Origin of the sequence: Streptomyces sp. NBC_01142, from assembly GCF_026341125.1 — a bacterium.
Taxonomy (GTDB): domain Bacteria; phylum Actinomycetota; class Actinomycetes; order Streptomycetales; family Streptomycetaceae; genus Streptomyces.
The window spans coordinates 20,930-42,286 of record NZ_JAPEOR010000011.1; the positions used below are offsets into that span (position 1 = coordinate 20,930).

Annotated in this window: 20 protein-coding genes; 6 read left to right on the top strand and 14 right to left on the bottom strand. The window is 68.6% G+C overall.

The window, feature by feature from the left end:
- Window positions 1-53: 53 nt before the first annotated feature.
- Window positions 54-233 (bottom strand): hypothetical protein, encoded by a 180-nt coding sequence (locus tag OG883_RS46230; RefSeq protein WP_266554864.1) that lies wholly within the window; start codon window positions 231-233, stop codon window positions 54-56.
- Between the two features lie 599 nt (window positions 234-832).
- Window positions 833-1,246, bottom strand: coding sequence for a hypothetical protein (locus OG883_RS46235; RefSeq protein ID WP_266554866.1), 414 nt, complete (start codon window positions 1,244-1,246; stop codon window positions 833-835).
- A 332-nt stretch (window positions 1,247-1,578) separates the two neighbouring features.
- Here OG883_RS46235 and OG883_RS46240 point away from each other — a divergent pair, with 332 nt between their 5' ends.
- Together OG883_RS46240 and OG883_RS46245 are read left to right on the top strand one after the other, a co-directional pair.
- On the top strand, window positions 1,579-1,845 hold the full coding sequence (locus OG883_RS46240; protein ID WP_266554868.1) for a hypothetical protein: 267 nt from the start codon (window positions 1,579-1,581) through the stop codon (window positions 1,843-1,845).
- A gap of 18 nt (window positions 1,846-1,863) precedes the next feature.
- A complete protein-coding gene (locus tag OG883_RS46245; protein ID WP_266554870.1) occupies window positions 1,864-2,100 on the top strand; it encodes a hypothetical protein in 237 nt (78 codons plus the stop codon).
- Between the two features lie 72 nt (window positions 2,101-2,172).
- On the opposite strand, the gene OG883_RS46250 is transcribed toward OG883_RS46245, so the two are convergent.
- From OG883_RS46250 to OG883_RS46260, 3 genes are all read right to left on the bottom strand, one after another.
- On the bottom strand, window positions 2,173-2,484 hold the full coding sequence (locus OG883_RS46250; RefSeq protein ID WP_266554872.1) for a hypothetical protein: 312 nt from the start codon (window positions 2,482-2,484) through the stop codon (window positions 2,173-2,175).
- Window positions 2,485-2,690: 206 nt separating this feature from the next.
- Complete coding sequence (locus tag OG883_RS46255) at window positions 2,691-3,488, bottom strand: hypothetical protein (RefSeq protein ID WP_266554874.1); 798 nt, start codon at window positions 3,486-3,488, stop codon at window positions 2,691-2,693.
- Window positions 3,489-3,904: 416 nt separating this feature from the next.
- On the bottom strand, window positions 3,905-4,045 hold the full coding sequence (locus tag OG883_RS46260; protein WP_266554876.1) for a hypothetical protein: 141 nt from the start codon (window positions 4,043-4,045) through the stop codon (window positions 3,905-3,907).
- Window positions 4,046-4,298: 253 nt separating this feature from the next.
- On the opposite strand from OG883_RS46260, the gene OG883_RS46265 reads away from it, so the two are divergent.
- Genes OG883_RS46265 through OG883_RS46280 form a run of 4 tightly spaced genes read left to right on the top strand, consistent with a single transcriptional unit; the run spans window position 4,299 to window position 8,987 of the window.
- Entirely contained in the window at window positions 4,299-5,024 is a 726-nt protein-coding gene (locus OG883_RS46265) for a hypothetical protein (protein WP_266554878.1), read from the top strand.
- Window positions 5,025-5,056: 32 nt separating this feature from the next.
- Window positions 5,057-5,818, top strand: coding sequence for a TnsA-like heteromeric transposase endonuclease subunit (locus OG883_RS46270; protein ID WP_266541778.1), 762 nt, complete (start codon window positions 5,057-5,059; stop codon window positions 5,816-5,818).
- Entirely contained in the window at window positions 5,806-7,926 is a 2,121-nt protein-coding gene (locus tag OG883_RS46275; RefSeq protein WP_266541776.1) for a Mu transposase C-terminal domain-containing protein, read from the top strand. Before OG883_RS46270 ends, OG883_RS46275 begins: the two co-directional genes overlap by 13 nt.
- A gap of 2 nt (window positions 7,927-7,928) precedes the next feature.
- Complete coding sequence (locus tag OG883_RS46280; RefSeq protein WP_266549124.1) at window positions 7,929-8,987, top strand: TniB family NTP-binding protein; 1,059 nt, start codon at window positions 7,929-7,931, stop codon at window positions 8,985-8,987.
- A gap of 1,060 nt (window positions 8,988-10,047) precedes the next feature.
- On the opposite strand, the gene OG883_RS46285 is transcribed toward OG883_RS46280, so the two are convergent.
- From OG883_RS46285 to OG883_RS46325, 9 genes are all read right to left on the bottom strand, one after another.
- Entirely contained in the window at window positions 10,048-11,013 is a 966-nt protein-coding gene (locus OG883_RS46285) for an AbiJ-NTD4 domain-containing protein (RefSeq protein WP_266554880.1), read from the bottom strand.
- Window positions 11,014-11,372: 359 nt separating this feature from the next.
- A complete protein-coding gene (locus OG883_RS46290; RefSeq protein WP_266549105.1) occupies window positions 11,373-12,344 on the bottom strand; it encodes a hypothetical protein in 972 nt (323 codons plus the stop codon).
- Window positions 12,344-13,639, bottom strand: a complete 1,296-nt coding sequence (locus tag OG883_RS46295) for an ATP-grasp domain-containing protein (protein ID WP_266549107.1) — start codon at window positions 13,637-13,639, stop codon at window positions 12,344-12,346. The genes OG883_RS46290 and OG883_RS46295 overlap by 1 nt, the downstream gene beginning before the upstream one ends.
- A gap of 23 nt (window positions 13,640-13,662) precedes the next feature.
- On the bottom strand, window positions 13,663-15,156 hold the full coding sequence (locus OG883_RS46300; RefSeq protein WP_266549109.1) for an FAD/NAD(P)-binding protein: 1,494 nt from the start codon (window positions 15,154-15,156) through the stop codon (window positions 13,663-13,665).
- A 37-nt stretch (window positions 15,157-15,193) separates the two neighbouring features.
- On the bottom strand, window positions 15,194-15,883 hold the full coding sequence (locus OG883_RS46305; RefSeq protein WP_266549111.1) for a thioesterase II family protein: 690 nt from the start codon (window positions 15,881-15,883) through the stop codon (window positions 15,194-15,196).
- 51 nt (window positions 15,884-15,934) lie between these two features.
- Window positions 15,935-17,707, bottom strand: coding sequence for an asparagine synthase (glutamine-hydrolyzing) (asnB, locus tag OG883_RS46310; protein ID WP_266549114.1), 1,773 nt, complete (start codon window positions 17,705-17,707; stop codon window positions 15,935-15,937).
- Window positions 17,708-17,712: 5 nt separating this feature from the next.
- Window positions 17,713-19,431, bottom strand: coding sequence for a non-ribosomal peptide synthetase (locus OG883_RS46315; RefSeq protein WP_266549116.1), 1,719 nt, complete (start codon window positions 19,429-19,431; stop codon window positions 17,713-17,715).
- Between the two features lie 25 nt (window positions 19,432-19,456).
- Entirely contained in the window at window positions 19,457-20,296 is an 840-nt protein-coding gene (locus OG883_RS46320; protein ID WP_266549119.1) for a fumarylacetoacetate hydrolase family protein, read from the bottom strand.
- Window positions 20,297-20,329: 33 nt separating this feature from the next.
- The coding region (locus tag OG883_RS46325) for a hypothetical protein (protein WP_323181096.1) at window positions 20,330-21,357 on the bottom strand (1,028 nt) is incomplete at its 5' end.

Here is a 21,357-nt window from a genome sequence, read left to right on the forward strand (position 1 = left end):
GGTCTGGTCGACGGCGCGGCCTCACCTCGCAGTGTGCCGATCTGGACGGGTGATTAGGTGCGGCCGGGCCCCTGGGGCCGGTGCTGCTGGTGTGCGGCGGACTGCTCCTGGCCGTGGTCGTGGGTGGCCCCGGGGCGGGGCGCGGGGCCGTCGGCCCGCTGCTGGCGGACCAGCTCGATGTGTTCCTCGTACTGGCCGGCCCCGCAACTTCTCGATGCGCTGCCTGACCTCATCGGGGTCCACCTTCTGCATCATCTCGGCCAGGTCCTCAAAGCTCACCAGGTCCTGCTCGGGCAGTGCTCCCTGGTTGAGCTGCCGGATGAAGCGTTGCTTGTGCTCCTCCATCTCCGGGGTCGTCCACCGCACGGCGATCGGATTCGGGCGGGGCGCGGGGGCATCAGGTCGCGGAGCCTGAGGACGAGGCCGGGAGTGGCAAGGGCATCGAGGGCGGTGTCGCTGTAGTCGTGGCGCGCCACGACGAGGTGGTCGGCGCTGTGGGCAATCGCGAGCAGCGGCTGGCGGACGTCTGCATCGCGCAGGACGTCGGCGTGTACGGCCAACGCCGCCTATGCTTCCGGCCGGCTGCAGGGCCGCCTCCTCGGCGGAGATGACCGCGCTGCGCACCTCGGGCTGCAACTCTCGGACGAGCGCGCGGACTTCGGAGTGAAGAACTCGGGCTTCCACGATCGTCAGCGGGGCATTCGTCTCGGCCGCCAGTCGCGCACTGGCGGCGATGAGCATCTCCCGGCCACCACCGCCGGTGTCGTAGGTGACGCGTCCTCCTGAGGGCTTCAGCACGCTGCTGTCCACGTGGTCACTCCCCTCCCTGTGGTCAGTGGTCGTTGTAGAAGGGGTCGGAGGTCTTGCAGTATGAGGGGCGCTGACCGGTGTTGATCACGCAGACCCGCAGCCGGTAGGAGCGCTTCTCGGCGATGTTGTGACGGCCGTCGGCGGCGCTGACGGTGGTGCACCGGTTGTCGTTGTAGCTGTCCGTCACGCGATAGACGTGCGCGCCGGCGGCGGTCTGGACGTCCACCAGTGCGCGGTAGCCGTCGGAGTTGACGTCGCACACGCGCAGCTGGTCGCCCTGTTCGCGGAAGGTCGCGGCGGCGCCGCTGCCGTGCGGGCCGCTGCTGTACCACCAGGTGGTCACCGCCGTGGCGGTGCCGGTGCCGGACGCCATCAGGGCTCCCAGCGCTACGACGGGTACGGCCGCGCGGGCCAGGTGCATGCGCGTCGACTTCATTTGGGTCCTCCTAAGTCGGCGGGTGGCCCGGTTCTTACGGTCGGGGTGCCGGGCCGTTCCGAGGCAATCAGGTCCGCTTGGCGCCGAGCGCCTGGTGCCGGTCCTCGTCCCGTCGGCTGCGTCGGCGTCCTGCCCGGCGCTCCCGCACGGCGGGATCTTCGTCCGGACCGCTCCCGGCTCGTTCGCCGGGCGCGGATCCTGCCCGGCGTCGTCATGCCCGCGAAGGGTGCGCCGGGTGCTCGTGCCGGTTGTCTCCCGCCGGGCAAGGCCGGGCCGCTACCCTGAGGGGTACAGCAGCGGCACGTGCCGACGACCTTCGAGGCGGTTTGATCATGGGTAACGCCGACTGGACCCCTGACTCCATCGCCCATGCTCTGCCAGACGCCGGCATGCGGCAGGAATTCTGGCGGCAGTTCAACCTCACCCCGCTCGACGGGCTCAAGGCCCTCGGCGAGAAGTGGGTCAAGGCCATCGAGGACCTCGAGGGCGCCGTCGAACGCGGTCGTGCGGTGCGCGCCTTCCAGCAGCAGAACGGCGGGGAGCTGCCCGCGGAGTACTCCGACGTCACCGACCTGATCGTGGAGAGCCGGGCCGCCTGAACCATGTACCGGCTCTATATGGACTCCACCCTCCACGCCGTATACCGGGACCTTCCGGACAAGGCGCGCGCCCGGGTCGCGCAGTTCCTCCTCGACTCGGTCAGCGATCCCCGGGCGGCCACCAGCCCGTACGGAGACGTCGATGACGGGCTGATGCGGCTGTGGGCCGCGGGCGATCTCGCCGTGGTCCTCCTGATCGGCGACCAGACCCGGACCATCACGGTCCTGAGCATCGCCTACGCCGGGCTGGACTAGCCCCCGGCCCGCTCAGCCGTCGGTGTCCGTGCCCCGTCAGGACGTGTGCCCTGAGCCTGGTGCGCGAGATCCTCACGCCGCCGGGGCATGCGGGGAGCCGCAGCGCGGGCACCGGCAGGGGTCGTCCTCGCAGGGCGCCGCCATCGCCAGACACCGTGCGCAGTCGCAGAGTTCGGGCTCGCCCGGGGCCCGCCGGTGGTCCGCGCCGAGCGGCGTGGCTGACGGCCAGGCGCCGGGCTTGTGGCCCGCGGGGCCGGGGAACCTCTGCCACAGCGCCACGACCTGGACGGGGGCTCTCGCCGGGCGGATCTGCAGGCGCAGGAACGCCGGCAGATCTCCCTGTTCGCGCATGGCCGCGATGTCGTCGGTCTCGAAGTCATCCACCGCGGCCTCCCTCTGCCCGGTCGTCCCGGTGCGCTGGTGCATCGGGATGCCAGGTCAGTCTCGGCAGGCTGACGCAACGCAGCGGCGGGCGGCTCAGGACGGCCCGCCGGGCGGGCGGAGAGGCCCGGGATTTCTGCCTGGGGATCCCGCCTCGCGGACTGGGCAACGTGGTCGCGCCGGCCTTGCTGTCCAGGGAGTGCGGGTGACTAGGACTCTTCGCGGACCGCTGGCACCAGTGCGTTCAGCACCGGGTCCTGGGCCGGGATCTTCCGGTACGGCGTGAGCGGGCAGCCGGTGCGGCGCCGGTAGCGGGCCGACTGCGCCTGGTCGAGGTGGATGGCGGGCAGCTCGGCGGTGCGCACCACGGCGAGGCTCGCCAGCAGGGTGGCGACGGTACTGGGGAGCACGGCGGTCACGAGGGGGTCGAAGACGCTCGGCAGCAGGCCGGGACGGTCGGGGGCGTCGGCGAAGGCGATCCGGGTCGCGGGGCCCGGGGTGTCCGGCTCGCACACATAGCGTCCGTCGGCGTGCAGGTCGATCCACAGGCTGGCGATCCCCGACAGCAGCTTGCCGCCCCACTCCGTCGACAGCCAGGCCTGCAGTTCGTGCCCCTGCTCGGTCGGGCGGCGGACGACCAGCCAGCCGTAGCTGGTCAACGGGCCGAGCGTACGCAGCTTTTGGACCTCAATGAACAGCGCCTCTTCGGCGGGCAGCACCGGCTGTTCGCGCAGCTGGGCGTACAGCTCCAGCACGTCGGCGTCCGCGACGCGGTGGTGGACTGCTTCGGCGGCGATGACGACGGCCTGCTTGGCGTCATCGAGGATCAGTCCGGTGCCGCCCGTCCGCACGCTGCGCGCCTGGCGGGCCCGTTCAGGGTCGGCAAGCAGGGCCCTGGCCCGCTGGGCCACCGGGTCCGTGGAGCCGACGGCGGTCGCTGTCTGCAGGAAGTCGTGCAGGGAGACCGGCTCGGGCCGGGCCAGGCAGTGATCGAACAGTCGCGGCATCCTCGCTCCAGCCCTCCGTCTGTCCAAAGCCGTCTCTGCGGGGTGGCTGGGGTGGCGGCACTCCCGTGCAGGACACTGCGCCACCCCAGCTCTCTTCCCGATCCATCCCAGAACAGGAGGTCCCGTCACCCTTGCTGTCCCTGCCCCTTCTGTAAAGAGGCCGGTGCCGCCGCGGGAGCACGCTCCCGGCGCATGGCACCGGCACGTGTGAAGGCGTCCCGCCAGGCGGGCCGGACGGTCCGGCGTCAGCCAGGGCCCCAGCGGGTTCAGGTGGCGGGCACCGTGCGGGCCAGCGGTTCCAGGTCGCTGTGGAGGGCGGCGGGCAGGGTCGCCGCGATCCGCCGGGCCCGGCCCTCGCCCGCGATGTCGTACGGCACGGTGCTATCCGGTGCCGGCGGCCGGGGCGTCAGGCGCACCTAGCGTCGGTCGCGGAGGCGGTCGATGGCCTCGCGTACGGCGCCGGCCGCGTTGTCGCTGACGGTGCGGCCGGGCCCGGCGGTGTTCGTGTCGGTCTTCACCGTCCAGCGCTGTCCGGTGCGGGCGACGCAGACGAACACCTCCCGGCGTCCCTGGCCGCGCCGTAGGCGCGGTTGAAGGCGGTGACGCCGGTGGCGTCCGGGATCAGGTCGGCAAGGCAGGCGGTCGGCGGCGCTTCCATGACGGGCATCCTGACAGCCGGGCAACGGTGCGCTGCCGCAGGGTTGTTGGGCGGCGGGTTGGTCGCGGGGCAGGGCAGCCGAGCGGTAGTCGGGCTCTCGCTTCAGCTTCGCGTCCTGGGGTAGAACGAGCAGGGCTGAAAGGGGAGTTGTGATGGCGCGGGAGGACGCGGACAGCGATGGTGCGCTGACCGAGGAGGAAGCTGACCGAGGAGGAAAAGGACGACCTCGGCGGGACGTACGCGAGCCCGGGTCCGCGCGCCGCTACCGCGCGGTGAACCGGCGCGAGGCGCCGCTGGAGTGGGAGGCGCTGGTCTGCTCCAAGGAGTCGGTCGTCACCCAGCTCACCGAGTCCCTGTTCGACGGCAGTCCGGTGCCCTCCTCGTCGTCGTCCGCGCCCGCGGCCGTCGCCGTCATGCTCGCGCTGCTGGAGATCTCCCCTAGTGCGCGGGTCCTCGGTCTGGGTGGCGGCACCAGCTGGACGGCGGCGCTGCTGGCCGCCTCCGGGGCGCTCGTGACCGCCGTCGAAACCGACCCCGACCTCGCCCATCGCCTCCGGTCGCGCCTTGAGGGATGCCGCCCGCCGGTGACCGTGCTGTGCGCGGACGCCATGGCCGGGCATGCGGCGGGCGCCCCGTACGACGCGCTGCACTGCGGCTTCGCCGTGCGCGGCCTGGAGCTGGTGGGACAGGCGCGGGCGGCCGGGCCGTACCCGATTCGGGGTGAGCGCCGACCGCAGTGGCGCCTGCCGTGTCTGGCTCGACAGCCCCGCCACTCCCCTGCCCGACGAGGCTGCTGCGGGCCGGTGACCTGTCTCAGCGAAGATTCCGCGAATCTCAGCGAAGTTGCTGAAGCGCTCGTTAGTCTCACCGAAGGTTGAGGATCCGCTCGGCCTGCCGGGTTGGGGGTGCGGTGGAGGCGCTGTCGCGTGCGTACGGCGATGAAGCGTTAACAGCGTTTGAGCTGGACTTTCTCAGTAACGGCGAGCGTCGCAAGCACGCTCTGGGGGCGAGTTGGCAGGTTCCGTTCGAGGCAGTCGAACCTGTCCGACCGTTTCGCTGGGACAAGGGAACGCCGGGTTTCGCAGGCTGGTACTACTCGACGACCGTACGGGATCACGTGGGCTATGAGTCCTGGCTCGAGCGAGACCGGTTGATCCTGCTCGATAAAGATCCGCAGGTCAGGGCGATATCTTCGCAGCCCTTCTGGCTGCACTGGCATGACGGCAAACGGCGGCGCCGTCATGCTCCCGACTACTTTGTCCGGCTGGCTACGGGCCAGGCTCGGATTGTGGATGTCCGCGCCGAGGACGACATGGACGAGGACACACGGGAGTCCTTCGCAGTGACTCAGCGGGCCTGCGCGGCGGTGGGCTGGGAGTTCGAGTGGGCGGGCCGTCCGCAGCCGATTCTCATGGCTAACGTTCGGTGGCTGGCGCGGTATCGCCGGGCACGCTGCGGTCGACCGGAGGCGGTAGTCGAGCGACTCCTGGAGGTCTTCAGCGAGCCGAGGCGCCTGTGGGATGGTGCTGCGCTGGTCGGCGACCGGATCCAGGTCTTGCCGGTGCTGTTCCACCTGTTGTGGTTGGGGAAGCTGAAGGTGGATCTCTCGGGAGGGCTGCTGAAGACCGGAAGCCTGGTCTGGGCGAAGGGGCGGCGGCAATGGACCGGCTGAGGCGTCCGCCGATTCTGACAGTTGGCGAGCGGGTTCGGTTTGACGGGCAGGTCCGCGGAGTGCTCGAAGTGACCGCGCAGGCCGCAGTCCTGGAGGACGCGGAGGCTCCGCATCGCGTGGTGGCTCTGCTTGAGCTGTTCGCGGCGGAGGACTTCGAGGTCTTGTTCCGACCGGAGCAGATGCCGTTGCCTGCCTCATCCGGCTTGGACCTGCTGCCTGCCGCGGCGGTCAAGCAGGCTCTGTGGTGGGAGGGCCACATTCTGGAAGTCGTACATGGACTCCCGCCGGACGCGGAGCCCGGCGCGACGCCACGCGAGGAATACGGGGCGGGCACGTCGTTGGCCGCACGGGACGAGGCCAAGGCGGCCGAGCTGTCCCGGTCCGGTCGCCTGGTGACGGCCCACACGGTCGCCCGGCTGCGTCGCCGCTACCTCAAGGAAGGGGTTGCCGGGCTGGCAGATCGCCGGGCGGCCCGCAAGCGACCGGAGTTCGGGGCGGTGGACACCAGAGTGGTCGAGGCGATGCGCCAGGCCATCGAGGAAGGTGCCGACCCCTCCACTCGGACCGCGTCTTACCTGATCTGGCGGACGAAAGAGATCCTCACGCACACCGAGGACGAAGACGAGACGGAGACCGAAGACGAGGCCGAGGACGGACAAGCGGAGCCCAAGTGGCCTTCCCGGGCCACGCTCTACCGGTTGGTGGAGAAACTGACGGCGGGTACTCACGCCCTGGGCTCGGCGGTGACGCGCCGTTCGAAGGCTCATACGGCGGGCACGACCTTGGGAGAGCTGACGGTCACCGCTCCGGGTGAGGTCATGCAGATCGACTCCACTCCGCTGGACGTGATGGTTCGCCTCGACAACGGGGTGGTCGGCAAAGTCGAGCTCACAGGCATGATCGATGTCGCGACCCGGACCCCGACGGCGCTTGTCCTGCGGCCGTCGACGAAGTCCGTCGATGCCAGTGTGCTGCTGGCGCGGACCGTCACGCCCGAGTTGATGCGGCCGGGCTGGGTGGACGCGCTCAAGATGTCCCGCTCTGTGCTGCCTCACCGCCGACTGCTGACACTGGATGAGCGTCTGGAGCACGCGGCTGCCAAGCCGGTGATCGTCCCGGAGATGATCGTCTGCGATCACGGAAAGGCGTTCATCTCGCACAACTTCCGGGCATCGTGCAGGTTTCTGGAGATCGATTTCCAGCCGACCCACAAGGGCTCGCCCTTCGAGAAGGGCCACATCGAGAAGATGCTGGGCTCGGTTGCCACGATGTTCGTGCAGTTCCTCCCCGGATACACCGGCCGTAACACTGACCGTCGCGGCCGGCACCCGGAGAAGGAAAACCTGTGGTCACTGCCCGAGTTGCAGGATCTCCTCGACGAGTGGGTGGTCGCCAAGTGGCAGAACCGCCCTCATGACGGACTGCGAGACCCCGACCACCCGGGGCGGCTGTTCACTCCGAACCAGAAGTATGCCGCGCTGGTGGAGTCCAGTGGCTATGTCCCGGTCGCGCTCAGCGCAGACGACTACACCGAGCTTCTGCCCGCTGCCTGGCGGGTCGTCAACTCCTACGGTATTCGCATCAACAACCGCACCTACGATGCTCCGGGACTCGGGCCCATGCGTCGGCGCGATTCAGGTGTCACGGCCAAGCGGGGGCTCTGGGAGGTCCATCGCGACCCCTACGACGTCTCTCGTGTCTGGGTACGCAACCACCGCGGTGAAGGCGAGTGGATCCAGGCCACGTGGAAGTACTTGAACCGGGCGCCTGTTCCCTTCGGCGATCTCGCCTGGGACCACGTCAGTCACCAGCTTCCCAAGGCCACCGAGGAAGAACTCGCCGAGGCCGTGGCCGCTTTGCTGACCCGTGCGAACGCCGGACCGGATCCGGCCGAGCCCGGCCAGAAGAGGAAGAAGAACAGGCCCTCCAAGCGTGACCGCCAAGTGGTGGCCCGGACCAAGGTGACGGCTCCTGCCCCTGCCGTCCTTCCCGAGCCGCAGCCCGCAGACGCGTCAGCCGCCGAGGAATCCGTGGACGAGGAAGAGATGGCTGAGGTGATCCCACTGGGACTCTTCGACCCGCTTGAGGACCCTTGGAGACGTTCGTGACCATGCCGCTGTCCGGCCAAGCCAGCGACGACTTCGGCCGGCATCTGACCACCCTGCTTGGATGGCGCTCGTTTATCGCGACCTTCCTGAGCCAGCCGATGGTCATCATGAGCGAGAGCGAGTACGAGGCGCTCGTCGAGGCGGCCGAGTCCGATCCGCTGGCGAAAGAGAAGAAGAATACGTACGACGACGATCGGCTGAACCATCACGCGCGCCTGCAAGTGATCGCCACGTCCACGGTCCGGCACACCGTGACCTGCGGACGTCGCCTGATCATCCTGAACCGGGGCGCGATCAGTGCCCGCCGCGGACTTCTCGTCTCAGGGCCTGCGAACACCGGCAAGACGATCGCTCTCACCCAACTCGGCTTGGCCCACGAACTCGTGGACCGGCGCCGACACCCAGGCCAGGACGAGCGCATTCCGGTCATCTACATCACCGTTCCGCCGGCCGCGACGCCTCGCATGATCGCAGCCGAGTTCGCTCGTTTCCTCGGCCTCCCCGTCACCCGCAGCCTGAACATCACCGACTTGACCGAGGCCGTGGTCGGCGTCTGCACCACCGCCCGCACCGGCCTCGTCCTGGTCGACGAGATCCACAACATCTCCCTGCACACGCGGCACGGAGCCGAGGCATCCGACACCCTCAAGTACTTCTCCGAGCGCATCCCGGCGACGTTCGCCTATGCAGGAATCGACGTCGAGTCCGGAGGCCTCCTCTCCGGCACCCGCGGTGACCAGATCGCAGGGCGCTTCACCCCCGTGGCCACCCACCCGTTCCCCTACAACAAGGAATGGAAGGGACTGGTCGCGCAGATGGAGGAAACCCTCCTCCTGCACCGGCACAAGCGCGGCACGTTGGCCCGCCTCGATCGCTTCCTCAACACCCGGACCGGCGGCATGATCGGCACCCTCGCCCACCAGATCCGCGGGGCTGCCGTCGATGCCATCCTGACTGGCAGCGAGAAGATTACCAAGAGCGGGTTGTTGGCCGTCGACCTGGACATCGCCTCGGGACGTGACCGCCCGAACAACCCGCCAACGGCGGGCAATCGGTGGTGACAGCGCCTGTCGAGGTCGGCCTGCAGCTTGTTCCACTCCCCTTTCAGGTCCGGCCGAAGGCGGGAGAGGGAGGTCCCACTTTCATCAGACGCCTCGCGCAAGCCAACCATCTCCCGTCGCCCTACCTGCGGAAGTTCCTCAACGAACCACCTGGCCCCCGCGGCACACCGTCCTGGGACCGCCTTGCTGCCGTCACCGGTCGTGACCCCGACTTCCTGCGAACAACACTCGAGACGAAGAAGTGCGTTGAATGCGGCACGGACATTCCGCCCAGCAATGCCTTCGGCCGACGGGCGATCCTCTGTTCCATGCGCTGCAGGACCCGGGCCCACCGCCGGAGGCAAACCACGGAGGCCTGCCGCATCTGTCAGAAGCCGATGAAGATCCAGATCGGACAACGCCACCGGCTCTGTTCATCGGCATGCCGTCGCTCTGCCTACCTCCTTCGCCAGCAGGGAGGCGCTTCCTCGACGGCATCCAGCGCTGACGATGATCCTGCCCACCAAGCAGGCCGTCGCTGCATAGCCTGCGAAAAGCCTCTGCCTCCAGGCTCTCGATCGCACCGCCAGACGTGCTCAGCGGCCTGCCGACAGCACGCCCGCCGATGGAGCCGTCTCACTTCACCCGAACAGTTCCTCCGCCCGCCGGCCGAGACCTGTGAGTTCTGCCAGGACCCTCTCCCGAAGGCAAACTCCAGTGTCGGCCAGCGTCGCTGGTGCTCATACCTCTGCGGGCAACGAGCCCGCCGCGGAGTCGACCCAGCCCCCTACAGGATCCGGACCTGCGAACACTGTCAGGAGCCCATCGAGAGGGATGAGTCCGGAAGGGCCCGTCGGTGGTGCTCAAGGAGCTGCCGCGAGAAGGCCCAACGGCGCCGACACAAGGCCGCGGCCGCCGGAAGCCAGTCCGCCGGCACCGGCACGACGAAGGCCAGGACAGGGCAGTCAGCAGAAGTGTCGGAACGCGTGAAGATTACATTCGGTAACGCGGTGCTGACGCTGGCCCGCGCCGACCACACCGACTGACGTCGGCGCGGCACGGCGCAGAAGCGCGACTGGTCTCAGGCCATGCGCCCGGTGTGACGCAGGACAACGGCGATGACGGAGGCGAGCCGCACGAAGAGGTAGTCCCTCGCGTCATCGGAGGGCGGCGGCGTCTTCGCCAGCTCATGATGCCGAATCGTGAAGTTGTTGCCGACCTGCGTGAGCAGGTGGAACTCATCCGACAGCAGCTTGCGGAACGGCTCGGAGCTCAATGCGGCATCTTCGATCAGCTTCGGACCTGCCACCGCCTTGTTGTTGCCCTCCAGCGTCTTGAGCCGTTCGAAGGCATCCCAGAGCTTCTCCACCGCGTCCTGCCGGTCGGCCGGCTTCCGGGACAGGAAGCGCCCCATGGCGTCATCCAACAGGCCGTCGAGCCTGGCGTCTCCCGTCGAAGGCCTGAACTCGGACACCAGCAGGCGCGCCTCAACGGGCCCGAGCCGTTGGACCTGCATGGTGTCGCTGACGATGTACGCGATGCCGTTCCGCTCGAAGATCTCGTTGACCTTGTCCCGGAGCTCAGCCTCGCCCGGGGACAGCTTGCGGTCAGAAAACGGGTCCGGGCCGTCCCCGTGCCGGAACGTGTAGTCGGTGTGGTTGCCGCCCCAAGGGTGGTTGGTGGCGTCGATCGGTTTGTCGATGTAGCGGGCGACGAACTCGATGAGGTCCAGCACGGAGGCGGTGTCGGGCATCGAGTACGGGTCGAGCGGAGATCGCTCTAGTTCAAGCCCGTCCGGCTGCGGAGTCACGGCCAGATCAGGGATGTGCCCCGTGATGGCGCGGAGGAACATCCCCATGTCCGTGCCCGTGATGGTGTTCCTGCCCCTGTCGTCAACGCATTCGTACAAGGGGAAGTGCCGCGCCAGCGAGCCGTTGTTGGCCCACTGCCCGATCAGGGCGGTTATGCCCTGCCATGCCCCCGGAGTGATGGTTTCGCGGTCCCGCCGCGGTCCAAGCCCCTCGCGGGTGGAGTAGAGGTCAGTCACAGGGCGCAGTCTGGCGGACTGCGCGCTCTTCCACCTGGTTTTTACAGCCAGACCTGGCAGGCCTGGGCCGGTCCAGGAGGAGGACGCGCTGGCCCTGCAGCGCGCAGCCCCGCTTCAGCATGCAGAGAGATAGGGGAAAAGTGCGTCACCTCCGTCATCCGGGACGCAGGCGGCCAATGAAACCCCAGGTCAAGTGTCGGGTGGCTCTGAAGATTTCAGTAGCGCAAGATTCATTTCAGTAGAGATTTCAGTAGCGCACGAAAGATTTCAGTGCGACCACCAAGGGTGACGGTGACTGGTGCGCCCTTGCCGCAGCTCGGGTGCGTGACGGGCGCAAGCTGTCGTACGGTGCAGCGTGGTTAGGGGCTGCTGCCCACCTTTCCCTTGACCCCACCCGTGTCCTTTCCCGCGGGCGGGCCGCTGGAGCTGGCGCGGTGTTCGGTTCGGGCGACGACGATGGCCGCCACGATCAGGAAGAGGACGGCAATGGTGCCGGTCCAGGTAAGTGGGTAGCCGAGTACGCCTTGCACGAGGTAAGCGAGGCCGGGTTGGGTGGCGAGGAGAGCCATGGTGACGGCGGCCGGAGTCCGTTGGACACCGATCTGCAGGATGTACAGAGGCAGGACCACGCCGACGAGGGCGATCAGCGCGGTCACCGTCCAGCTGAGGCGAGGGGGTTGGGTCAGGCCGTCGCTGGTCAGGGCGAGGGCGGCGAGCAGGTAGGTCAGGTGAAAGCGGTGAGCCATCACGACGGCTGGTGCGATTCCGTGTGCACCGAGCTGCAGGGACAGGTGGGCGATGGCCGCGGCGCCCACCCCGGCCAGTACCGCGAGCCCGGCGCCGACCGCGCTGGCGGCTGGCCCGGACTGCCAAGTGGAGGTGTCCAGGAGGGAGGGCTGGACGGCCGCAGCGGTGATCACGGAGGCGGCGAACAGACCTGCGGAGCGCAGCCAGCTCGCCGCCGTGTGGCGTCGGCCTGACAGGGTGGCGAGCACCGTCGCGGCGGTCGGGCCGACCCCCGCCATCAGGCTGGCGGCGAACGCAGCTGGCACCCACACCAGCGCCAGGTACAGGCCCAGGAACGTCACCGCGCTGGCTACGTTGAGGGCCGCGAACAGGCGCAGTTTCCCCGGCCCGGCATGCGGCTCTGCCGCCCGGCGAGCCGGTGTGCGGCGTATCCGGCTCACAGCCAGGAACAGCAGCGTGCAGCCGAAGAAGGCCACCAGAGAGAAGCGCAGGCTGTCGCCGCTACTGATGCGGCCGGACAGGAACGCCTCAGCGGCGGCCTGAAGCAGCACCGAGAGGGCGATGAGTGCGGGTGCCCCTGCCATCAGGCCGCCGTCCGCTGCAGCGGCTCGCTGGCGTCGTGCCGTTGGCCGGGGTCGGCCATGCGGTAGAAGGCGCCGTCGTCCTCCAGGTGGTGGATGAACCCCAGGGAGCTGTAAAGAAGTTCCTCGTCATCGTGGACGAGGTAGGCGATGCCGGAGGCGCCGGTGGTCAGCGTCGGGTCCGGGATCGGCACGCCGGTCGCGGGCAGCCGGTCGATGGAGTGGAAGCCGGGCAGTCGGCGCAGGATGCGCGCTCCGTCCACGGCGGCCAGTACCCCCTCCCGGAAGGTGCGCAGGAAGATCTTGGCGAGGGTACGGCCTCCCCCGTAGGGCAGCTCGAAGCGCTGGGCGAAGTCGTCCGGGCGCAGAAAACGCTCGGCGACCAGGTGCTGGTGGCTGTAGCCGAAGGCGGCGTGGTACGGGTCGGGTGCCAGGGACGGCCCCATCACCCGGGAGTTGACCTCCACCAGGCGTGGTCCGGCCGTGGTGAGCATCACCTCGGTGTGCGCGGCGCCTTCCCGGATGCCGAGGGCGTCCAGACAGCGCAGCACGTACGCGACGAGGTCCTGCTCGCGGTCGTCGAGTTGGGGTCGGGAGACGATGTGGCGCAGGACCGGCGCCCCGGCGATGGTGTCGATGCGCTCCCGGTACACCTCCGAGAGCAGGTGGCGGCCGTCCATGCTGACGGTGTTGACGATGTACTGGGTCCCCTCCAGGTACTCCTGAAGCAGCACGTCGGTATTGGTCTCGCCCATCAGATTGGGCTGGAGCAGGGTGGCCTCGGCCGCTGCGCGGGCTTCGGCGCGGCTGGCGACCACGGTGCAGCCGTCGCTGCCCGCGCTGTTGCGCGGCTTGACCACCAGCGGGGTGCCGGGGGCAGCGCCCCAGGCGTCGAGGGTCTCGTCGAGCTCCGTGAGCGAGCTGATTGCCCGGGTGCGGGCGGCCGGCACGCTCTCGGCCTCGAGGGCGCGCACCATGAGTTCCTTGTCACGGCGGGCGGCGGCCAGCTGGACGTCGTGGTGCGGCAGTCCGAGTGCGTGAGCGAGGGCGTCGGCCAGCAGCACCCCGCGTTCGCTGGCCGCGATCACCGCGGTGATCTGCTTGTCGCGCAGCAGCTCTGCGGCCTCGGCAACGGCTTGCGGTCCGGTGGCAGTCAGCAGGCCGGTGTGCGGGGCCGGGTCGCTCGCGTGCTCGGCGTGCAGGGCGGCCTCGTAGAGATGCAGGCAGTCCGCACCCTCCTCGCGGAAGGCGGCGGCCAGCTCACGGCCGGTGGAGACGGGATCGACGAGCACGTACATGGGCGGCGTCCTTTCGACAGGATTCAACGGGTGGAGACGGCGAGGGCCTGGGCGACGGTGCCCGCCTGGCCAGCCGCGGTCCACAGGTAGTTGACGATGGCGGTGCGGGCGGCCCCCATGGCTCCGACCATCCAGATGCGTTCCGGGTCGGCTCCGCCGGGACGCAGCAGCCGTAGGTCCGGGCCGGTGAGCGGTGGAGCGCAGTGCGGGGAGCAGGCGGCGGGACCGAGGGCGAGCAGCGCGGGGCCGTGCGTGCACACGGCAGGCCTGAGGTATCCGGAGGCCGACAGCACATGAGTGTGGTGCTCGGCCGGGCCGGCGGCCGTCCAGCGCACCTGCCAGCCGCCGTCCGGGTCCGGTGTGAGCGCCGCAGGGGTGCCGCGGCGCACGGCGAGCCGTCCGGCCAGGCCGTGCCCGGCCAGGGCGCGGGCGCTGGACACCGGGATGGCCGAGATGTGGCGGGCGATCAGCGGGCGGAAGCGCGTGAGCAGACGGTCTCGCTCGGCGGAGGGCCAGCCCTCGGTCCAGTCGTTCACCGCCTCGATGAGTTCGGCGATCACGTCTTGCCAGGCATTGTCGCCCGCCTCGGTCTGCCGCAGTTCTGTGGTGAGCCGCTCCAGCGCCTTGGGTTCGGTGCCGAATTGCCGACGCAGCGCGGCCGCCGGGTGCCCCCAGCCGGCCCTGGCGCTCCGGACGGCGCGCGCCAGGACCCGGGTGAGCGTCCGGTCGAAATCCGGGGTGCCGGGGTTCAGTTCGCGCAAGTCGGCCAACAGCCCGGTCGGCCGGGCCGTACGGCACAGCCGGTTGCGGACGGCTGGCAGTTCGCCGGAAGGCGAGCACAAGGTGACCTGCCGGTCAGCCCCGCACAGCACCAGAGCGGCATCCACCGCGGACAGCTTGCTGCCGACGACCAGCACTCTGGCGTCGGTGGGCAGTGCCCGGAGCCGGTCCGTGGGGTAGGGGCCGGCAAGTAGATCCGGATGGTCCGCATACGCGCGCAGCAGCTCGGGCAGGTGCGGCTGGTCGCCACCGGCCGCCACCACCACATCGGTGGCCTCCAGCGTGCTGCCGTCGTCCAGGGTGACCCGGTATCCCTCGCCCGCGCGTTCTGCCGGGAGTACCGTACGGGCCCGCGTGGTCACCTGGCGCACCTGGGCCCCCCGCGCCTGAAGCTCCCGGCTCAGCTGCCCGAACCGTTCCCGGCAGTACTGCCCGACCAGCGCACGCGGGACGAAGTCGGCGCGGCCCACCGGCCAGCCCCGTGCCGCCAGGTAGCGCTGGAGGTCAGAGCGGTCAGCGCGGTACAGCGAGGTGACATCGACCGAGGTGTTGCAGCGCAGCTTTGGGTCGGTGGTGCCGAAGGCCACGCCGAACCCGGCCGGCCGCGGGTCCACCACCGTCACCGATCCGGGCCGGAACCCGGCGTGCTCCGTCAGTTGGTGCAGCACCGCCGTCGCGGCGGCACCACCGCCGATAACCACCAGGTGCCCGCCCGCGGTGAGGGGACGGCTGTTCACAGGACAGATCTCCTTTCCCGCCAGGGACGGCGTTTGCTCAGCCGCGTACACGTATCTCACGCAGCCATGCGGCGAATTCGGGCGAGTTCAGCAGGGCCGAGTGACCGCCTGGGAATTCCCGGTGGATACACCCCTTGGCAGTGACACCGGCCCATGCGCCGATTCCGCCTGCGGACGTGAGCGGGTCCTCTTCACCACGCACGGCGAAGACCGGACACCGCACTTCCGGATGGGCCGAGGCGGTGAATTCCCTGAGTACCCGGAGGTCCTCCCCCGCGGTGTCCACAACGATGTCCCGCCACTCATCGGACTCGTCCGGCAGCAGGCCAGGGTCGATACCGTCCAGGTAGGCCGCAGTGTCCGACCGGCTCCGACACGCCTGCTCTGGCACCGTGAGCAGGGCCGGCGCGGTGGCTCCGGCGACCACCAGTGCGGAGACCTCCGTCCCGCGGTCCTCCAGTTCCCTTGCCGTGGCATAGGCGACGTAGGCGCCGAAGCTGTGCCCGACGAGAACCGGGCGATACGGCTGAAGCCGCCCCACCTGGGTGACGCACGACTCCACGACCTTCTGGAACGATGCCGCCGCCTTGCCGAAATCCCTACCGAAACGGCCTGGATACCGGGCGAGCCACGCGGAGGGTTCCAGCTCACGCAGCAGTGGACGGAGCTCACTGCCGAACGAACCGGCACCCGGGAAGACGATGATGCCTGGGCTCTCGGGACTCACTGAATTCTCCAATCCTCAGACACGAGTGCGCGCGTATCGGGGCCACGGGAGTCAGAGTCCAAGGCCGAGCTCGTCCATGACCATGGCGATGCTGATCGCGCTGAGCCTGAAGTCCCACTTCTCCGCGCCCTGACCGGCGCGTGTGCCGAGACAGCCGGGAGTGAAGATGCCACTGGCCTCGACGAGGCCGCGCCACTCGTCCCAGGTCCGCGCATCCGTGACCGAGCGCAGATCGTATGCGGTGAATCCGTGCTTCCCACGGCGGAGAACCGAGTCCGGGACGATTCCCTCGTACGCCGATTTCAGGCAGGCCTTCCCCTCGAAGTCGACCACCTTCGCGCTGTCTTCGACTTGCAGGGCGAGTGAGACGACCGCATTGCCGAGGAACGGGTAGCGCCCCTCAATGGAATTTCCCATGAGCATCGAGTCGCCGTGATCGCCGAGCAGGTGGCCCGACAGCTGGACGTACACGTCGGCGATGGAGCGCAACTGCATCGGTGAAAGCGACTTCACCTCGTCCTCGGAGAACGGGATGAGCCTCGTACGCCAGAACTCGTCGCCTTCCAGCGCTTCTTGCGCCACAGGGGCGAGGTAGTCGTCCCGCCGCTGGCCCACCTTGCGCCAGTCGACCTCCCAGCTGAAGTCCGCCCTGCCCCACGCCCGCTCGTTCTCCGCGCGGGAAGTCCGGCTCGAGCGGGTCGCACTGTCGAAGGCGTAGGAGTCATAGCCGAAGAACAGCTCGTCCGCGCCTTCGCCGGACACCACTCCCTTGATTCCGGAGAAGCGCACGCTATCGGCCAGCATCATGGCGGCCACGTTGTACGTCTCACGCTGCGGATAGCAGCAGTGCCGGACCATCTGCTCGAACTTCGAGGCGATGTCGGTCTGCCGGCACAGGATCTGCTCGTGTTTGCTTCCGACTGCCTGCGCCACTTCCCGCTGGAAACGTCCCTCGTCGAGGCCCGGATCGTCGAAGACTACCGAGAACGTCCGGACAGGCCGGGCAGTGAGAGCCACCGCTTCCGTCAGAATCGCGGTGGAGTCGAATCCTCCGCTCAGATAGGCGCCGATCTCCACGTCGGCATGCAGGCGGTCCCGGACCGACCGCTGCAGTCCCTCGCGCAGCGCCTCGCCGGATACGGGTTCCGCGGCCGGTGCGAAGTCGCCGTAGCGCCAGTAACGCAGGGTCTCCCGGCCACTGGCGTCGAACCGGACGGCGCAGCCGGGGGGAACGGCCTGCACCTCTTTCACGAGAGTGCGCGGCGCGACGATGTTGCCCATCGAGAAATACTGGTCGACCGCCCCCATATCCACCTTCCAGGACCGGCTGACGCACTGAACCAGCGGCTTGATCTCCGAGGCGAAGTGCACGTCCGGACCCGTAGCGGTGTAGTACATCGGGCAGATGCCGAACCGGTCCCTGGCCAGGAACATCGCATTCTCGGCGCGGTCGAGAACGACCGTGGCGAACTGTCCGTCCACCAGTCGGAGTCCCTCGATCCCGTACTGTGCGACTAGCTCTGGGATGACGGATACGTCGACGCCGTTGTTCTGCCGGTCGGCGCCCACTCTGGCGCGCAGATCCCGAGCGTTGAACACTTCGCCGTTCGTCATGGCCACGTAGCGGCCGCTGCGGTCCTCGGCCGGCTGCCACCCGTCGGTCAGGCCGGTGAAGCCGAGGCGGCCGAGCTTCGCGGAGATCGTCTCGGTGTTCAGCGAGTAGGTCTCGTCGGGCCCACGGTGGATGAGCCGGGAGTGCATGGCAGCGGCAATGCTGCGATCAACCCCACCGTTCGGGGAAAAAGTCCCGCATACGCCACACATCGCTTTCACACACCCCGGTCACGAAGTTCGTCGGCAAGGACCTTCAAGTTCTCCGCCCGGAGTACGTCCCGGACACCGGCATCCATCCAGCCGAGTTCCTTCAGCTTGTTGACGAGGATCACCGTGGAGGCCGAATCGCCACCGATGTCATAGAAGTTGTCGTTGAGGGCGGCGTCGTTCACACCGGTGAGGTGGCGCACCAGATCGAGGATCTGCTCCTCCGGCGGGACGGTTTTGCCGCCGGTCTCACCAACTTCCGGCGCGGAATGACGGCTGGCCTTGAGAGCGTCGCGATCGACCTTGCCGTTACGCGTGTAGGGAAGCGACTCGATCTGCTGGATCACCGAGGGGACCTTGTAGGAGTCGAGGACCGTCTCCAGGTGCGCACGCAGCGCCCGGGGGGTGACGGTGCCCTGGTAGTAGCAGACCAGAGCCTCAGCGGCGTAGTCGTCCGCGCCCTCATGCGACTCTGCGGTCACCACCGCCTCCACGACTCCGTCGAGCCGGCATGCCGCGCTCTCGATCTCGCCGGGATCGAGCCGGTAGCCCCGGATCTTCAGCTGCCGGTCCAGCCGTTCGACGAAGAAGACCTGCCCGCCGCGGCGTTCGACGATGTCGCCGGTCCGGTAGACCCGGCTCGCCGCGCCGTCGGTGAAGGGCCGCAGGCCCTGCGCGGTCAGATAGCCGATCGCGACGCTCTCGCCGGTGATGACCAGCTCACCACGGGTGACTTGCGATCCGGTGGGCCCGTCCCCGCCCGCCGTCGGCAGGGGGAGGATGTCGTAACTGCAATCGCCCACCACCGCGCCGAGCGGCACGGACTCGGTGCAGTCGTCCGGGTCCAGCGGGTCGCTGAGGAAGTTGCAGACGGTGGTCTCCGTGGTCCCGTACGCGTTGTGGAGCGCCGCCTCCGACGACCACTTCTGTACCACCGCCTGGCGGCAGGCTCCGCCGCCGTTGATGACGTGCTCCAGGCTCATCGCGCTCGACGGCTCGGTCGCCGTCAGCGCGAACGGAGTCGTCTTCAGATGAGTGATGCGGAACTTCTCCAGAGTGGCCTGGAGCACCGTTCCTGGGCTGAGCTGCTCCTCACCGAGAACCACCAGGCACGCGCCTGCGGTCAGGGTCCACAGGATCTCCGTGATGCATCCGTCGAAGGTCAGTCGGGCGAACTGCAGCGTACGGCTCTTTGTGCCCAACTCCAGAGAGCGCACATGGTCCTGGACCATCCGGGCCAGCGGTCCGGTGCGCACCAGCACACACTTGGGCTCCCCCGTCGATCCCGAGGTGTGGATCGCGTAACCCACACTGCCCTGGTACGGCGCAAGCTCCGCAGGTGCCCGCAGCTGCCGCTCTCCCGCGTCCCCGCGCCACTCGGCCGGCGTGTCGACGAGCTCTGGCGGGTGCGACAAGGCAGGGCTCTTGGCGACCCTGTTGATACCGAGCGAGGACACCTTGGTCCTGTTCGAGGACCCGCTGTCACGGGGGTCGATGAACACGAACGGGCGTCCGGCCCGCAATGCGCCCACCATGGCGACAATGGAGCCCGAGGTACGTATGGCCTCGATCCCGATGAACTCACCGGGCGCGGTCAGTGCTTCGAGCTGCCCGATGAACTCCCGCACTTGCTCGCCGAATTCCCGGTAGCTGAGCACCCCGTCCGCGGTCTCCAGGGCAGTGCATTCGGGACGCTCCTGGATGGTGTGCTCGATCGCGTCTGCCACTGATATCTGCTGTACGGGCACGCCTTCAGCCCTTCACGGAGTGGGAGAGGGTGCCGATGCCCTCTACGACAGAGGTGATGGAATCGCCGGAGTTGATCACTGCGGCTCCCGGAGTTCCCGTGCAGATGACGGTTCCGGGCACGAGGGTGCGGCCGGCCGTGAAGTACTCGACCAGGTAGCCGAGGTCGTACTTCATGTCGGAGACCTGTGCGGAGGCGACGACCTCACCGTTGCGCACGGTCGAGACCCGGATCGACTGAAGGTCCGCGTCTTCGAACTCGTCGAGGGTCACCAGCTGCGGGCCCACGCTGCAGAACGTGTCGAATCCCTTGGCCCACGGAATGTAGCGGGGGTTCTCTCGGATGACGTCTTCCGCAGTCATGTCGAGGACGGCCGTGACACCCGCGATGACCGACCTCCACTCGTCGCGCCGCACGTTCTTGCATTCCGTCCCGACGACGAGGCCCAGTTCCGCTTCCGCGGTCACCCGCTTGCTCTGCGACGGAAGCTCGATCACCCCGCCGTTTCCGATGAGGCAGTTGGCCGGCCGCAGATACGAGCCGGGCCCGGACGAGGGCTGCTGTGCGCTCAGGTCCTGGGAGTGCCCCTTGTAGTTGAGGCCGGCCCCCCAGATGTCGCCGGCGTCGATGATGGTCGCGGCCTCCTCCAGGCGGACGTCGGCCGGCTCGGCGTCCGGCCGGGACTCGAGCAGCCCGGCGAGCTCGCTCCTGCGGGACGCGTCCAGCAGGTCGGCCAGGCGGTGCGGGGCTTTGTAGCCTTCGATGCCGGACAGTGAAATCCAGCCGCCGCGGTGGCTCGCCAGAATCTGGTGCCCGTCTTCGGTGTTGAACCGTGCCAGTCGCACTTTGTTGCTCCCTATTCGCGTGGTTTGAAGGGGTCAGGCCACGGCCGTGCGCTGGGAAATTCGCTGAGCCGCGGCACGGATGTCGTTCTTGCCCGCGCTCCGCGGGGCCAGCTCGACGGCGGCCTCCATCAAGGAAGCCGGGTCGACGATGAGCTCGGAGCACAACTGCTCGATGAGCGGGAAGAATCCGGAGTGCATGCCGATCACGCCGCCGAGCACCTGCATGTTCCGGTCTTCGGGCAGGAGGTCCAGGCTGGTCCGGCAGAAGTGCGCGAGCCTGGCCAGCTGCTTGTAGTCGAACCGATCTTCACCGAGAGTGCTGATGATCCCGGCCAGCGACTCGGTCTCCGCGTTGCCGGCGCCGCGGCCTATTCCGTCGAGCGTTCCGTCGACGATCGCGGCGCCCGCCTCGATCGCGGCGATGCTGTTCGCGTTTGCCATGCCCAGGTTGTCATGGCCGTGGAATCCGATGACGGAGAAGCTCTCCTTCGCGACGGCCACGTAGCGGTGGACGTCGCTGGGAAGCATGGAGCCGTACGAGTCCACCACGTACACACCGGCGATGGCGGGAGTGACGCCACTCAGCAGGCCGGGAATCTCCTCAGCGGGCGTGCCGCTCGTCTTCATCAGGTTGAGGTAGACCTCGCCACAGATCTCGGTGGCGCGCTCGATGTACTCGAGGTGGTCCGGGACCCGCTCGGGCTCCATGCCGATGCGGACGAACGACATTCCCTCGTCACAAAGTTCGCGGAGCGTGGAGAGCCGGCTGAACTCTGGCTGCGCGAACATGCCCCACGAGGTGGCCGTCAGCTCCTCCCGCGCGATCGCGCACCAGCGCGCGAGATCGATGTTGCAGGCCTTGATGCCGGACCGCTCCGCCTCGAAGCCGAGGCCGTGTCCGATCTCGACCTTGCCGATCGGCGTCTCATTGAGCCGGCCGAGGAGCTCACCGACGAACTTCTCGTCGAGCTGGAAGTCGACTGCGTAGGAACCATCACGCAGTGTCGCGTCAAGAATTTCCGCCTTCCGCGGCTGGAACGGCGGGGTATGTACTGCAGACA

Coding starts and splice junctions, on each gene's coding strand:
- asnB (WP_266549114.1), bottom strand. CDS start 17,707: ATGTGTGGCGTATGCGGGACTTTTTCCCCGAACGGTGGGGTTGATCGC.
- OG883_RS46280 (WP_266549124.1), top strand. CDS start 7,929: ATGCCGCTGTCCGGCCAAGCCAGCGACGACTTCGGCCGGCATCTGACC.
- OG883_RS46265 (WP_266554878.1), top strand. CDS start 4,299: ATGGCGCGGGAGGACGCGGACAGCGATGGTGCGCTGACCGAGGAGGAA.
- OG883_RS46290 (WP_266549105.1), bottom strand. CDS start 12,344: ATGGCAGGGGCACCCGCACTCATCGCCCTCTCGGTGCTGCTTCAGGCC.
- OG883_RS46295 (WP_266549107.1), bottom strand. CDS start 13,639: ATGTACGTGCTCGTCGATCCCGTCTCCACCGGCCGTGAGCTGGCCGCC.
- OG883_RS46235 (WP_266554866.1), bottom strand. CDS start 1,246: ATGAAGTCGACGCGCATGCACCTGGCCCGCGCGGCCGTACCCGTCGTA.
- OG883_RS46240 (WP_266554868.1), top strand. CDS start 1,579: ATGGGTAACGCCGACTGGACCCCTGACTCCATCGCCCATGCTCTGCCA.
- OG883_RS46230 (WP_266554864.1), bottom strand. CDS start 233: ATGAGGTCAGGCAGCGCATCGAGAAGTTGCGGGGCCGGCCAGTACGAG.
- OG883_RS46275 (WP_266541776.1), top strand. CDS start 5,806: ATGGACCGGCTGAGGCGTCCGCCGATTCTGACAGTTGGCGAGCGGGTT.
- OG883_RS46245 (WP_266554870.1), top strand. CDS start 1,864: ATGGACTCCACCCTCCACGCCGTATACCGGGACCTTCCGGACAAGGCG.
- OG883_RS46255 (WP_266554874.1), bottom strand. CDS start 3,488: ATGCCGCGACTGTTCGATCACTGCCTGGCCCGGCCCGAGCCGGTCTCC.